Annotated in this window: 12 protein-coding genes; 1 reads left to right on the forward strand and 11 read right to left on the reverse strand. The window is 72.6% G+C overall.

All coding sequences use genetic code 11. The features are described 5' to 3' along the window. Positions 1-22 precede the first annotated feature (22 nt). Genes N5D62_RS05625 through N5D62_RS05635 form a run of 3 tightly spaced genes read right to left on the reverse strand, consistent with a single transcriptional unit; the run spans position 23 to position 2,865 of the window. Positions 23-1,513: a S8 family serine peptidase gene (locus N5D62_RS05625; RefSeq protein WP_279756669.1), complete on the reverse strand. Its 1,491-nt coding sequence runs from the start codon at positions 1,511-1,513 to the stop codon at positions 23-25. Positions 1,514-1,516: 3 nt separating this feature from the next. Continuing rightward, positions 1,517-2,245, reverse strand: coding sequence for a zf-HC2 domain-containing protein (locus N5D62_RS05630; protein ID WP_279756670.1), 729 nt, complete (start codon positions 2,243-2,245; stop codon positions 1,517-1,519). Further along, on the reverse strand, positions 2,242-2,865 hold the full coding sequence (locus tag N5D62_RS05635; RefSeq protein WP_279756671.1) for a sigma-70 family RNA polymerase sigma factor: 624 nt from the start codon (positions 2,863-2,865) through the stop codon (positions 2,242-2,244). Before N5D62_RS05635 ends, N5D62_RS05630 begins: the two co-directional genes overlap by 4 nt. 169 nt (positions 2,866-3,034) lie before the next feature. Between N5D62_RS05635 and N5D62_RS05640 the strand changes: the two genes are divergently transcribed. After that, entirely contained in the window at positions 3,035-3,703 is a 669-nt protein-coding gene (locus N5D62_RS05640) for a hypothetical protein (protein WP_279756672.1), read from the forward strand. A gap of 12 nt (positions 3,704-3,715) precedes the next feature. Here N5D62_RS05640 and dsbD read toward each other — a convergent pair whose 3' ends face one another. From dsbD to N5D62_RS05680, 8 genes are all read right to left on the reverse strand, one after another. Continuing rightward, positions 3,716-5,692 (reverse strand): protein-disulfide reductase DsbD, encoded by a 1,977-nt coding sequence (gene dsbD, locus N5D62_RS05645; protein ID WP_279756674.1) that lies wholly within the window; start codon positions 5,690-5,692, stop codon positions 3,716-3,718. Continuing rightward, on the reverse strand, positions 5,689-6,615 hold the full coding sequence (locus N5D62_RS05650) for an FAD:protein FMN transferase (RefSeq protein WP_279756676.1): 927 nt from the start codon (positions 6,613-6,615) through the stop codon (positions 5,689-5,691). Before N5D62_RS05650 ends, dsbD begins: the two co-directional genes overlap by 4 nt. A gap of 13 nt (positions 6,616-6,628) precedes the next feature. After that, positions 6,629-7,855 (reverse strand): DUF3570 domain-containing protein, encoded by a 1,227-nt coding sequence (locus N5D62_RS05655; protein ID WP_279756677.1) that lies wholly within the window; start codon positions 7,853-7,855, stop codon positions 6,629-6,631. Further along, entirely contained in the window at positions 7,842-8,102 is a 261-nt protein-coding gene (locus N5D62_RS05660; RefSeq protein WP_279756678.1) for a DUF4266 domain-containing protein, read from the reverse strand. Before N5D62_RS05660 ends, N5D62_RS05655 begins: the two co-directional genes overlap by 14 nt. A 41-nt stretch (positions 8,103-8,143) precedes the next feature. Next, positions 8,144-10,933: a choice-of-anchor D domain-containing protein gene (locus N5D62_RS05665; RefSeq protein ID WP_279756680.1), complete on the reverse strand. Its 2,790-nt coding sequence runs from the start codon at positions 10,931-10,933 to the stop codon at positions 8,144-8,146. A gap of 13 nt (positions 10,934-10,946) precedes the next feature. Continuing rightward, positions 10,947-11,354 carry a CPBP family glutamic-type intramembrane protease gene (locus tag N5D62_RS05670; protein WP_279756681.1) on the reverse strand — a complete coding sequence of 136 codons (408 nt, stop codon included), beginning with the start codon at positions 11,352-11,354 and terminating at the stop codon, positions 10,947-10,949. Positions 11,355-11,589: 235 nt separating this feature from the next. Then, entirely contained in the window at positions 11,590-12,840 is a 1,251-nt protein-coding gene (yjjJ, locus tag N5D62_RS05675; RefSeq protein ID WP_279756682.1) for a type II toxin-antitoxin system HipA family toxin YjjJ, read from the reverse strand. Between the two features lie 11 nt (positions 12,841-12,851). Beyond that, a complete protein-coding gene (locus N5D62_RS05680) occupies positions 12,852-13,376 on the reverse strand; it encodes a hypothetical protein (protein ID WP_279756683.1) in 525 nt (174 codons plus the stop codon). Between the last annotated feature and the right edge of the window lies 1 nt (position 13,377).

Raw genomic sequence — 13,377 nt, forward strand, 5'->3', positions numbered from 1 at the left:
CAGCGCTGGTGCGGGATCGGTCTCAGCGATTGGCGGCTGCGTCCGTCGACGCGCCGTCGCAGCGCACGCCGGCCACGCCGAGCGAGCGCGCCGCCGCGCAGGCGTTGATCGCGCCGGAGGCGCTCATCGAGCCCATCAGCGCCTGCCGGAGCCGCTGCGCGTCGGCGCCCGGCACGGCGGCGCGCAGCAGCGCGATCACGCCGGTCGCATGCGCCGCGGCGAGCGAGCTGCCGGTGTCGACGTCGTAGCCGCCGCCCGGCACCGTCGTCAGCACCGCGCGGCCGGGCGCGGCGAGCCAGTCCGCGTGGTCCGGCGCATCCCCGGCGCTGGCGACGACGATCGCGCCGGGCACCTCGCTCGGAAAGCCCTTGCCGAGACGGCCCGGCGGTGCCGCGGCGACCAGCACCGCGCCGCGCGACTGCGCATGGCGCGCGAGCTTGGTCAGCAGCGGATCGCTCGGTCCGCCCAGGCTCAGGTTGATCACGTCCGCGCCGTCGGCGATCGCGGCGCCCAGCGCCTGCGCCAGCGTGAACGAGTTGCAGCGCGCCGGCGCCGGGCCCGCGCCATCCGCGCGCGCGGCGTCGGACCAGCAGGCGCGGTAGCTCGTGACGGCGGCGCCGGGCGCGACGCCGACGATGCCTTGCCGGTTGTTCACGCGCGCGGCGATCAGGCCGGCCACCTCGGTGCCGTGGCGTTCCGGCACCGCGTCGACCAGCGCGCCGCCGCCGGCGACGTAGTCGCGCTGGCCGGACAACTGGCCCGCGAGGTCGGGATGACTCGCGTCGACGCCGGTGTCGATGACGGCGACCTTCACCCGGGCGCCGGTGCTGACCTGCTGCAGCGCCGCCGTCGACATCTGCTGGAAGCCCTTCTGCAGGCCGAAGTAGGGATCGTTGTAGAGCGCCTGCGTCGGCTCGGGCGCGGCGGCGGCCGCCGGCGAAGTCATCGATGAAGGCGACTGTGACTGCGATTGCGATTGCGACGACGCGCTGGGCACCGCGCGCGCCGCGGGCGGCGCAGACGGGTCACCGAGCGTCTCGAATTCGTTGAGCGGCTGAGCGAGCTTCACGCGCTCGTCCTGGCGCAGCCGCGCCAGCACCGCGTCGGCATCGGCGCCCTCCGCCAGCGCGTACAGCATGCAGCGCAGGTTCAGCGGCGCGATCGTCCACGCGGCCTGCTCGCGCAGGCCGTACTCGCGCGCGACGGCCTCGGAGATCGCCTCGGCCCGCGCGCTGCCGGCGTAGCCCACCATGCGGCGGTAGTCGCCGCGCGGGGAGCCGCCCGCGCCGGGCAGCGGCTCGCCGCGGTCCTCGACGGCGAGGATGACGTAACGGCCGTCCGGGGACAGCATCGTCGATGCCGATGCCGTCGTCGACAGCGAGGCCGACGTTGTTACCTCCGTTGACGAGGCCGGGACGCTCGTCTCCTCGGCCCGCGCGGGAGCGCCGATCGTCAGCAGCGCGACGAGCGCCGCGCCGGCCACGCCGGCGACTCGCGCGATCCAGGACGCCATCGTTCAGCGTCCCAGCGCCGCGGCGCCCACCGGCTCGGCCAGCAGCACGCCGGGCTCCGCCCGCAGCCGCTCGACCATCCCCGGCACCGCCTGCGGCGCGGCCGGCTGCACCGGCGCCAGCAGCAGGCTGCTCGCGTCCTCGTCGGCGCCGACGATGCGCAGCCCGTGATGCGTCAGCACCTGCCGCAGCCGCGCCATGTCGACACGCTCCTCCGGCACCAGGCGCACCACCGCGCCGGCGGGCAGCGCGGCGCCCTGGCTCAAGGTGACGTAGTCCGCCGGCGGCCGGGCGTCCTGCCAGACGCGCAGTCCCAGCACGCACAGCGCGACCGCCTGGACCGCGACCGCCGCGGTCAGCCAGCGCGTCGCGCGCGGCCCGCCGTCGTTGACCGCCGCGCCGCGCGCGCCTTCGGCCGGCAGCGTCGGGCCCGCCTCCCGGTCGCGTTCCCACAGCCGGTCGAGGCCGGCGCGGATCGCCGCCTCGTCCGCGACGGCGCCGGCCGGTTCCTGCATGCCGCCGTGGATGCGCCGCTGCAGTGCCAGCTCATCGCGGCAATGCGCGCAATGCGGGAGGTGGGCCTCGAGCGATCGCCGCTGTTCGGGCGTCGCCGTGCCGGCCACCACCCACGCGATCGCGTCCCACACCTGGCGGTGCTCGTTGGGGTGCCCGTGAGCGGGATCGGCGGCGTCGGGCCGGTCGGATCGGTCGGGGGGAGCGTCTCGGGAAGTCATCGGATCGGTCCTTCGGTGCCGCTGGCCGGGCGGCTCTCGCCGCCCAGCTCGGGCAGCACGTTGCGCAGCCGGACGCGCGCATGGAACATGCGGGCCTTCACCGTGCCGGTGGCGCAATTCATGATGCGGGCGATGTCCTCGCAGGTCTCGCCCAGGAAATAAGCCAGCTCCAGCGTCACCCGCTGTTCCACCGGCAGCGCCGCCAGCCCCCGCGCCACCCAGTCCCGCAGCTCGCGGTCGGCGGCCTCGTTGACCGCCGGCTCGGCCAGCGCCAGCTCCGCCTCCTGCACCGCGGAGGCATTGATCTCCTGCGCCGTCACCCCGTCGCGCAGCGCCTTGAGCATGCAGCGGTAGGCGATGCCATGGATCCAGGTCGAGACCCGCGACTCGCCGCGGAAATTGCCCGCGGTCCGCCACACGATCCACAACGCGTCGTTGACGACCTCCTCGGCCAGGTCGGGCCGGCCGCAGCAGCGCAGCACGAAGCGCGCGAGCCGCGGCTGGCAATGCCGGTACAGCTGCTCGAAGCTCGCCCGGTCGCCGGCCGCGGCGGCCTGCAACCAGGCACGCAGACGCGACTCGACGGCCGTGTCCGCCTCATTCGGAACAGGTTGAAACATGGGCGACTGATTTCTGCAGAAGTGTCTCTCATGGGTGCCACAATCCGCGCCGATGGTTGCCGAGCCCCTCGAAAAAGACGCCAGCGCGCCCGGGATCCGGGGGCCGGCGGGGGCACGGCAAGGGCCGGCGCGGGCGATGGCCGCGGGCCTCGCCCTCGCGGCGGCCGGGATGGCCGCCCCGTCCGCGGCCGGTGCACAAACCTGGGGCGGCACGCTGACCGCGGTGACGGAACGCGTCTCCCGCGGCATCAGCCTCAGCGGCGACCACCCCGGCGCCACCGCCGACCTCTACTACCGCGACGACCGCAACTGGAGCCTCGGGCTCGGCCTGGGCACGATGCGCGCCGCCTACGGCGCGACGACCGAGGTCATCCTCTCCGGCACGCGCTGGTGGCAGCTCGACGACCGCCGCACCGTCATGGTGTCCGCCGCGCATTACGCCTATGCCGGCGGCGCCGCCTCGGACCGGCTGCGCTACAGCGAGGTGTCGGCCGGCGGCACCTGGGACATGGCCCGATGGGGCCAGTGGAGCGGCACGCTGTCGGTGTCGCCGGACCTGTCGTCCAGCAACGCGTGGGGCTACCTCGGCCATCGCGGCGCGACCCTGGTCGAGCTGACCTGGCATCGCCGCCTCGTCGGACCGGTGGCGGCCGACCTCGGCTGGGGCCTGGTCGACCCGTGGGCTCGCGGCAGCGGCGCCTACCGCTTCGCCAACGCGGGCCTCAGCGTCAGCGTCGGGGACTGGCGCTTCTCGGTCACGCGGCTCTACAGCTCGGTGCCGCGCGGCAACGACGACGCGCTGCAACGCTGGGTCGGCGGCGTGGCCTGGTCCTTCTGATCCGCCTGGCGCTCAGAGCGCCGCGCGGTCCAGGCGCGCCGCGAATTCCTCCGCCGGCAGGAACCCGATCGTGCGCGCCGCCGGCAGCTCGCGGCCGCTCGCGTCGAAGAACAGGATGCCCGGCGGGCCAAACAGCTGGAAGCGCTTGAGCAGCGCCTTGGCCTCGGCGCTGTTGGCGGTGACGTCGGCCTGCAGCAGCCGCGCCTGGCGCAGCCGCGCGGCGATCGCGGGATCGGCGAAGGTCAGGTGCTCCATCTCCTTGCAGGCGACGCACCAGTCGGCGTAGAAATCCAGCATCACCGGCCGGTCCGTGGCCGCGAGCGCCGCGTCCAGCTGCGCGAGCGTGGTGATGCGCTCGAACGCGGGCGCGGTGGCGGGACGCGAGGCGGCCTCGGCGCTGGCCATCGGCAGGTCCGCGCCGGCGCCGCGCGCCAGGTGGCGCAGCGGCATCAGCACGCTGTCGCCGCCGGACAGCGCCCCGCCGATCATCGCGACCGACCACAGCGCCACCAGCGCGCCGCCGGCCTTGAGCAGGCGCGGGCGGCCGGATTCGAAGGCGCCCAGGCAGATCGCGGCGACCAGCGCGGCGGCGCCGATCAGGAACATCAGCACGCCGGTCGGCAGCACCGGCGAGACCAGCCACAGCGCCACCGCGATCAGCACCAGGCCGAAGAAGGTCTTGACGTGCTCCATCCAGCGGCCGGCGCGCGGCAGCAGCGTGCCGGCGGACAGGCCCAGCAGCAGCAGCGGCACGCTCATGCCGCAGGCCAGCGCGAACAGCGCGGAGCCGCCCAGCACCACGTCGCGGGTCTGGCTGATGTAGACCAGCGCGCCGGCCAGCGGCGCGGCCACGCAAGGACCGACCAGCAGCGCCGACAGGCCGCCCATCAGGAACACGCCCACATGGCGGCCGCCCTTCAGGCGGTTGGAGGCGTTGTTGACGCGCTCCTGGATGAAACCGGGCATCTGGAATTCCCAGACGCCGAACATCGACAGCGCGAGCGTGGACAGCAGCAGCGCGAAGGCGCCCAGCACCCAGGGGTTCTGCAACGCCGCGGCGAAACCCGCGCCGAGCAGGCCGGCGACGATGCCCGCGGCGGTGTAGACCGTCGCCATGCCCATCGAGTACGCCAGCGCCAGCGTGAAGCCGCGCGAGCGCGAGACCGGTGCGCCCTGGCCCACGATGATCGACGACAGGATCGGGAGCATCGGCAGCACGCAGGGCGTGAAGGACAGCAGCAGGCCGCCGAGCAGGAACATGCCCAGCACGCGCAGCAGGTTGCCGGACTGGAGCGCGGCGGCGCTGCGGTCGACCGGGGCGGCGTCGGTGGCGGTGGCGGTGGAGGGGGCGGCGGAGGCGGCCGTCGTCGAGCTTGTCGTCGCGGCCGTGGCCGATGTGCTCGACGACCCCGATGCCGGCGCGGCCCTCGAGCCCGTGGCCGCCGTCGCCGCGGCTTTCGGCGCCTCGTCGATCGGCGCGGACAGCGCGTCCGGTTGCGCTTCCCATCGCGCCTTCAGCAGACCGTCGCCGCCGCGTTCCAGGTGCACCAGCGCCTGCTGCGGCGGATAGCAGAGCCCGCGATCGGCGCAGCCCTGGTAGCGCACCGTCAGCGTCGCGGGCACCGGTCCGGCCGGCAGCGGCTGCACGACGCGGATCGCGCCGGCCCACAGCGTCATCGTCTTGTTGAAGTTCGGGTCGAACTCCGCCTTGCCGGCAGGCAACGACGGCGCGGGCAACGCCGCGCCGCCGGACTCGATGGCGAAGCGCTCGCGGTACAGGTGATAGCCGCGCGCGACGTCGAACGCGATGACCAGCGGCCCGGGCGTCCGAGCGCCGGGCGCGGCGTCCTCCAGGCGCGCCTGGCCGGCGAAGGCCTGCGCGGGGTCGAGGAAGGCGGGGTCGTCCGCGGCACGGGCCGCGCCCGGCGCGCCGATCGTCAGCGCGAGCGCGGTCGCGGCGCCGGCGAGGAAGGAGGCGAGGAGTCTCATGGCGAAGGAGGAGGGTGGATCAATCGATCGAGGTCGTGCGTGCGGACCTGTCCGTCGGCGTCGACCAGCAGGAACCCGACGCCCGGCGTGCTCAGCCGCGACGGCGCGGACGCGCCGATCAGCATCGACATCGTGGCCAGCGCGCCGGCGGCGACGCACAACGGGGCCACGACGCTGACGGCCTGCCAGTGGCGGACCGGCTGGCCGGTGCGCGGATCGAGGATGTGGCAGCAGCGCCGGCCATCGGGGGCGATGAAGAAGCGTTCGTAGTCGCCGCTGGTGGCGAGCGCGCCTTCGCTCAAGGGGATGCGGGCGCAGACTTCGTCCTCGCGGCGCGGGTGCCGGACGGCGAAGACCCACGGCTGGTCGTCGGGACGCGGGCCGAGGACGCGCAGGTCGCCGCCGAGGTTCACGAAGCCATGCTTCAACCCGAGCGCCTGCAGCGCCGCGACCGCGCGGTCGGCGGCGTATTCCTTGCCGATGCCGCCGAAGTCGATCTCCATGCCGCAGGCGGGCAGCGCGATCGCGCGGCCATCCCACTGCACGCGGTCCCAGCCGATGCGCGCGAGCACCACCGCCAGCGCGTCCGGCGAGGGCTCGCGCCCGGCCTTGAAGTCCCAGGCGCGGCGCAGGCAGCCGCTGGTGATGTCGAAGAGACCGTCGCTCTGGCGATGCAGCTCGGCGGCGAAGTCCAGCAGCTGCGCGGTCTCCGCGTCGACCGTCAGCCCGCCGCGACCGGCGCGCGTGTTGATCGCGGAGACGACGCTGTCCTCGCGGTAACGCGAGTACTTCTGCTCGATGCGGCGGACCTCGGCCTCGACCGCGTCGAAGGCGTCCTCGGCGACCGCCGATGGCACGCCGCCGAGCACGACCTCGTTGGGCGAGGCCATCGCGGTGAAGGCGCGGCGGTGCACGGACCACATGGCGGACGACGCGTCAGAAACGATGCGACACGCCGACCTGCAGCCAGTCGGCCTGGAAGCGCGCCAACCCCGGCGAGCCGCTGCCGCCCAGGCGCCAGGCGGCGCGCTGCTCGTAGTGCTCGAGGCTGAGGTCGGCGGTCCAGCGGGGGGCGAACTCGTAGGCGACCTTCAGTCCGGCGGTGACCGCGCCGAAGGCGGACAGACGCTGGTCGGGCGACAGGAACTGCGGCGAGGTCGACGTGTAGCCCGGAGGGAACGGCGCGCCGAGCGCGGGGTCGTAGACCGGGTCGTAATAGAAGCTCGCCGCGCGCTGCGTCGTGTAGCGCAGCATCGGCGTCAGCGTCCAACCGCCGGCCAGCGGCTGCACCCAGGCGGCCTCCACCGTGTTGGCCCGCACGCCGAAGCTGTCGGCGTAGTAGCGCCAGCTGCCGCGCAACGTCGCCTTCCAGTCGGTGAAGTGATGGTTCCAGCGCGCCATCAGCGTGTACTGCTCGCGCCGGTCCGGGCGGCGGTCCGGGAACTTGTACGGGTCCGAGTACATGCCGTGACCCCAGCTCGCGCCGAGGTTCAGCTGCACCAGGTCCACCGGCGTCCATGCCTGCGTGACGCCGGCGATCAGCTGCGTGGTGTTGCGGCCGCGGCTGAGCGTCGGATCGTCGGAGGAACCGATCCAGTCGTCGCTGAAGGCGGCGCCGATGTTCCAGGTCGTGTTGTTGTCCTCGCTGGCGCGGCGGTAGTCGGCGGAGACGGTGCGGGAGCGGTAGTCGTGCTCGGTCGAGTAGGCCGCGCCGAGCGACCAGGCGTCGCGGTCGTTGTAGCGGGTCACGCGGACGTCGCCGGCCTTGCGGGTCTCCTCCAGGCGCGAGGCGCCGGAGACCGCGCTGTGATACCGCGGAGAGGCGCCGGAGACGCTGTCCGTCACCAGCGATCCTTCGACCGACCAGCGGCCGGCCACCGGCACCATCAGGTAGACCGACGGGGCGGTGACCTTGATGCGGTCGAAGCCGGGCTGGCGGTCGCGGTAGGACAGCAGCTTGACGGCCATCTCGGCCTGTTCGGGCGGCGTCTCCGCCTGCGCTGGGAGCTGCAGTCCCGGCAGCAGCAGCGCGGCGGCCAGCACGCCGCCCCAGGCGGCCGGGGTTGCCGCGGGGGTTGCCGCCGAAGTTGCGGCGGGCGTTGCGGTCGATGTCGCGGCGGGCGTCGCGGCGGGGGCCGCATCGTCGAGGTCAGTTGCAGCCACAGCCACCCCCTCCCACGCCGTTGCCGCCGGAGGCGTTCTCCTTGCTCGTGTAGATGTGCTGCGCGAAGCGGTCGCCCAGGACGTCACCGCCCATCGTCATCTCGGGACGGGCAAGGGCGCCCTTCTCCCACGGCTGCGGCGGCCGCATCGCGCAACCGGTGGCGGCGAACGCGATCAGCACGGTCGTCGCGAATGGAATGGCCCGGTCAATCGCCAGGTGGCGACGCGGCGTCGGGGGCAAGGACATCGGAGTACTCCTGGAGCGGTGACGAAGAAGGAAACCCACGCTCATGGCGTCTTCAGCGCGGCGGCGATGCGAGCCTCGAGCGCGGACTCGTCCTCGGCACGGAAACCGGCGTGCTCCATCAGCACGCGACCGTCCGGACCGATCAGCACCGAACTCGGCATCGCCCGCACACCCACCCGGCGGGCAGACTCCCCCTTCGGATCGAAGGCGAGCGCGACGGTGGCAGGCACCTCCTTCAGGAAGGCCTGCGCATCGGTCCGGCTCGCGTCCAGATTCACCGCGACGATGCGCAAACCCTGCGCGCCGTACTTCGCCTGCATCCGGTTCATCCAGGGGAACGACTGGCGGCACGGGCCGCACCAGGAGGCCCAGAAATCGACGTAGGTCAGCTTGGCCTTGCCGTCGTGCAACACCACCGGGGCGCCGTCGGGGCCAGGAACGGTCGACACGGCGAGCGGTTGGCCGACATCCGCCGCGTGGGCCGGGGAGGTGAACCACAGCAGGGTCGTGGCGGTGGCGAGCAGGACACCCACTGCGAGTCGCCAGGCGCGGGCTCTCCACGGGGCATGGGGCCTCCCTCCGGGAACCCCAAGCCCCATTCCGGCCCCAGCCGCACTCGCTGCCTGCACGTTGGACGACACGCTCGCTGCCCGCCCGTTGGACGACACGCTCGCTGCCTGCACGTTGGATGACACGCTCGCTGCCGGCTCGTTGAACGAGAAGCTCGTTGCCCGCGCGTCGCATGACACGCTTGCTGCTTGCCCGTTGAACGAAGCGTTCGAGCGGGCGCGGCGCAGCCACAGGACCAGCCCCGAGAGCGCGGCCATCACCAGCAGCAACGGATCCGCCGCGCCAGTGCCCGAGCCGATCGTGCAGCCGCCGCCACCGCTGTTGGACATGCCGTTGTTGCCCGCCGAGCCATTCAGCGTCACCGTCGCCGTCGCGGGCGTCATGTCGCCCTGCAGCGTCAACACGCCGGTCTCGGTGCCCGCGGGGGCCGAGGCCGCCGCGCCGGCACCCAGCCAGCGCAGCGTGATCTGGCAGCTCGCGCCCGGTTGGACGGCGAACGGTGCCGCGCCGCAGGCATTGGCGCCGCCGGTGTCGATCGAGAAGCGCGCGCTGTTCAGCGCCAGCGCGCTGATGTGCAGCACGCCCTGGCCGCTGTTGGTCAGCGTCAGCGGGCGGCCGGCCGTGTCGGTCGGGCTGAAGTCGAGCGTGGCCGCGGACAGCTGCAGCGCCGGCTGCGGCGCCGCGCGGCCGACACCAGTCAGCGTCAGCGGCGCCGGCAGCGACGCGTTGTTGGCGACGACCGCGGCCGTGGCGGCCCGCGTGCCGACCGCGCGCGGGCTGAAGCCGATCGCCAGGTCGCAGCTGGCGCCGACGGCCAGCGACGCGCCGGCAGCGCAGGTGGAGCTGGTGTCGACGCGGTAATCGGCCGCGGCATCGCCCGCCAGCGCGAAGCTGCCGAGCGTCGCGCTCACGTCGCCGGTGTTGCTCAGCGTGAAGTGCTTGAGGCCGCCGTCGTCGCCGACGGTGACGGTGCCGAAGTCGGCCGTCGCGGCGGCGCTCCAGACCAGGATCGGCGTGTTGGCCAGGACGCCGGTGCCGCTCAGGGCGACGGCCTGCGGCGATCCGGCCGCGTTGCTGGCCAGGCTCAGCGAGCCGGTCGCGGCGCCGGCCCCCGTCGGCACGAAGCTGACGTTGACGGTGCAGCTGCCGCCTGCGGGAACGCCGCCGCCGCAGTTGTCGGTGCTGGTGAAGGCGCCGCTCGCGGCGATGGCGCTGAAGGTGAGGGCGGCGTTGCCGGAGTTGGTGATCGTCACCGTCTGCGCGGCGCTGGTGCGGCCGACGGTCAGCGCGCCGAAGGCGAGGCTCGTCGTCGACAGCGTGGAGATCGGTGCCGGCGCGGTCTGGCCGGAGCCGCTCATTGCGATGTTGACGTTGGCGGTGGCGTTGTTGGCCGTGGGCGCGGTGGCGGCGACGGCCAGCGTGGCGGCGCGCCCGCCGGCCGCTGCCGGGGTGAAGGTCGCGGTGACGGTGCAGGTGGCGCCGACGGCCAGCGGCGTGCCGACGGCGCAACTGCCACCGCGGCTGAAGTCGCCGGCATTGGCGCCGGTGACGCCGAGGCTGCCGAAGTCCAGCGGGGCCGTGCCGGTGTTGGTGAGGGTGACGGTGCGCGCGGCGGAGGCGCTGCCGATGGGCTGGGCGCCGAAGTCGATCGTCGAGGCGTCGGCCGACAGGCCCGCGGTGAGGGTGACGTTGGCGGTGCCGCTGAGCGCGATCGGGATCGGCGTGGAGATGCCGTTGTGGTTGATCGTCAGCGCGCCGTTACGGGTGCCGGAGGCGGTCGGGCGGAAGACGACACCGACGGTGCAGCTGGTGCCCGCGGGCACGCTGGCGCCGCAGCTGCCGCCCTGGACGGCGAAGTCGCCGCTGGCGGCGGCGGTGAGACTGGCCAGGGCCGCGAGGCGGCTGGCGCTGATGGTGATCGTCGAGACGGCGCTGGTCTGGCCGACCGGGGTCTGCGCGAAGCTGATCGAGGCCGGCGAGTTGCCGAGGTAGGCGGCGATGTCGGCGAGGTCCGAGGCGTTGAACACGCCGCCGACGGAGCTCATCTGCGGGATGGTGTTGATCGCGTTCTGGATCATCGCGGGGTTGTTGCGGCCGCGGTCGACGACGGTGGTGGAGGCCACCGTGTGGCAGGCGGCGCAGACCTGCGAGAACTTGGACTGGCCGGCGATCGGGTCGGCCGCGAAGGCAGGCCCGGCCAGGACCGCGGCGGCGAGCGCGGCGATCGCGCCGGGGACGGCGGAGCGGGGAAGGAGGGTCATGGCGCGTGCCTCGTCAAGGGGAAGAGAGAAGCGGAAGGAGCGCGGGCGCGGCGAACCACAGCCAGCAGGCGTTGAAGGCGGCATGCCAGGCGATGCAGCGCGGCAGCGAGCGATGCCGCCGGTAGCCGCGGCCGATCCACCAGGCCGGCACGGCGGTGGCCAGCGCGAGCAGCAGCAGGACGGGCAACGGCGTTGAACCGGTGATGCCGGTGAGGGCAGCGGCGGCGATCACGAACGCATGCGCGAGGCCGAAGGCCACGGCGGTCCACGCGACGGCATGGCGTCGCAGCGCGCCGATGCGCGAGGCGTGCAGCCAGTCCTGCAGGCCGAGGCGGAAGAGGATCTCTTCCGCGCAGGGCGCGAGCAGGAGTTGCCGGAGCAAGACGTCCCAGGGCACCGGGACGAGGACGAAAGGCGGCATGAGCGCGATCGGAAATCAGGCAGGAGTTCTGCGTGGGTTCCGGCGCGCGATGAAAAGGTTGTGGTCCCGTCGCAATCTGTTGCGAAGTGACGGGGTGACGATTCGGTGACTGCGGCGCAGTTGTGGCGCAGTTGTGGCGCGGTGATGGCGCAGTGGTGACGTGGTGATGGCGTGCAGGCGCGTCGCTGCGGTGATATCTCGGTGAGGATGCGGTGATGCCGTCCCGCGTCAGGCGTCAGCTGAGCGCGAGCAACGCTTGGTGGTGCAGCGCACAGAGGCCGCGGAACTCATGGCTGATGCGGTCGTCGTCGGCCGCGAGGCGCCAGAAGACGCGCGCGGCTGCGATGACTGCGCGCGAGGAAGGGGCATCGCCGCCGACCGGGAGCGACGGGCGGCGAATGGCCACTGGCAAGCGGCCGTCGCGCCGAGGCGCCAAGGACATCGGCAGCATGTCGTAGACCGGCGCGAGGTCGAACGAGACCGTGCCGTCGTCGCGGGTCCGCGGCCGAAACGACAGGTTGCCGTCATGCATGTCGTTGTTGGCGATGAGCTGGCCGAAGCGCCAGGTCCGCTCGACGAGGGTCAGGTCATGCGCGTCGATCCATCCATCGCAGTGCAGCGATCGCAGGGCGTCGTGCCAGGGCTGCCCGACGATGCCGACGAAGGTCGCGTTGAGCGCGAACCACGACACCAGCGGAGACCGCCCGAGCCCGCCGTGCCGATCGAAGCGATCGACCTCCAGGAAGGTCCGGCCGGCATGCGCGTGGACCCGCGAGGTCGCCGCCGGGACGCCGAGTTCCGACGCCAGCACGCGTCCCGCGAGGTGCTCGCAGACCAGCAGGTCGGCCCAGCGCCGTGTCGCGGGCGAGTCGTCGTCGCCGGTGAACTTGACGAGCACGTGTTGCTGGCTGCCGTCGGGCAGCAGACGCAGCGTGGTGAACTTCGGGAACTCGCCGCCGGCCGAGGAACCGGGAATCCCTTCGGTCAGGATCAGCCGGGCCAGGGCCGGGAAGGCATGCGGCACGTCGTCGTCGGCGACGCCGCGGGAGGTCCGGCCGGCGGCGACCTGGCGCAGGTGCTCCCGCCATTGCTCGCAGGCGTGTTCGCCGACGATCAGGTCCCCGGGCGCCTCGGCACCGACCAGCGACATCGCATGCAGGGCATCGTCGTCGGACCAGTCGTTGGGGTTCTCGGAGACCTGCAGCAGCGGCGCGTAGTACCTCGCCAGATGCCGCCCGAGGAATCCTTGCGGCCGCATGTCCTGCAGCGGATAGGGCATTCCGTCGAAGCGGCCGCCACGCATGTCCGCGTCGAGCGGCCATCCGAACGGCGCCAGGAACTCCATCGAGACGCCTTGTGGATGCAGCAGATGCATCCGGGCGATCAGCGAGGGCTGGCCGTGCAGGTCGACGCGGTACAGCGGCAGCGTGTCGCGGGAGCCGCGCAATGCGCGCGTGGCAAGGTCCTTCAGTGAGTTGGGCTTCATCGTCGCCGCCCTCACGAAGGAATCAAGTCCGCGAACGAATCGAAGTTCATCTTGTAGCGCTTCAGTTCCAGCTGCGCCTTGAACTCGTCCGCCTCTTCGACGGTGATGACACCGTGCTCGATGCAACGCCCAAGCACGGTTTCCGTCCGAAGCAATCGATGCGCTCCCAACAGTTGCTTCGCGAAGCGCTCGGCATGACGGCGCTCATCCGTGGCGACTGAATGACCGCCGGCAGCGGCGATGGCGATGCAAGCAGCTTCACCGCTCTCGATCTTTTCCGAGAGAACGTCGAACAGTTCGGAAGCCGCCGTCTCGCTCGTGTTGCAGCGATCCAGATGGCGACATTCGAAGGACTTGGCCAACGCCGTGGCCTGGTCGGCATGGGTGACTTCATCGACGACCTGGTCGGGGATCGAGAAGCGATGGCGAGGGAGGCGATTCAGAAGCTCCAGTTGCTTGAGATGAATGAAATTGATCAGGACATTGGCGTCGGTGATGACCACTTGCTGGTCGGTCAGATTCGTCGTCGGGGTCATC

It is taken from the genome of Mitsuaria sp. GD03876 (assembly GCF_029840635.1).
Taxonomy (GTDB): Bacteria; Pseudomonadota; Gammaproteobacteria; order Burkholderiales; family Burkholderiaceae_C; genus Roseateles.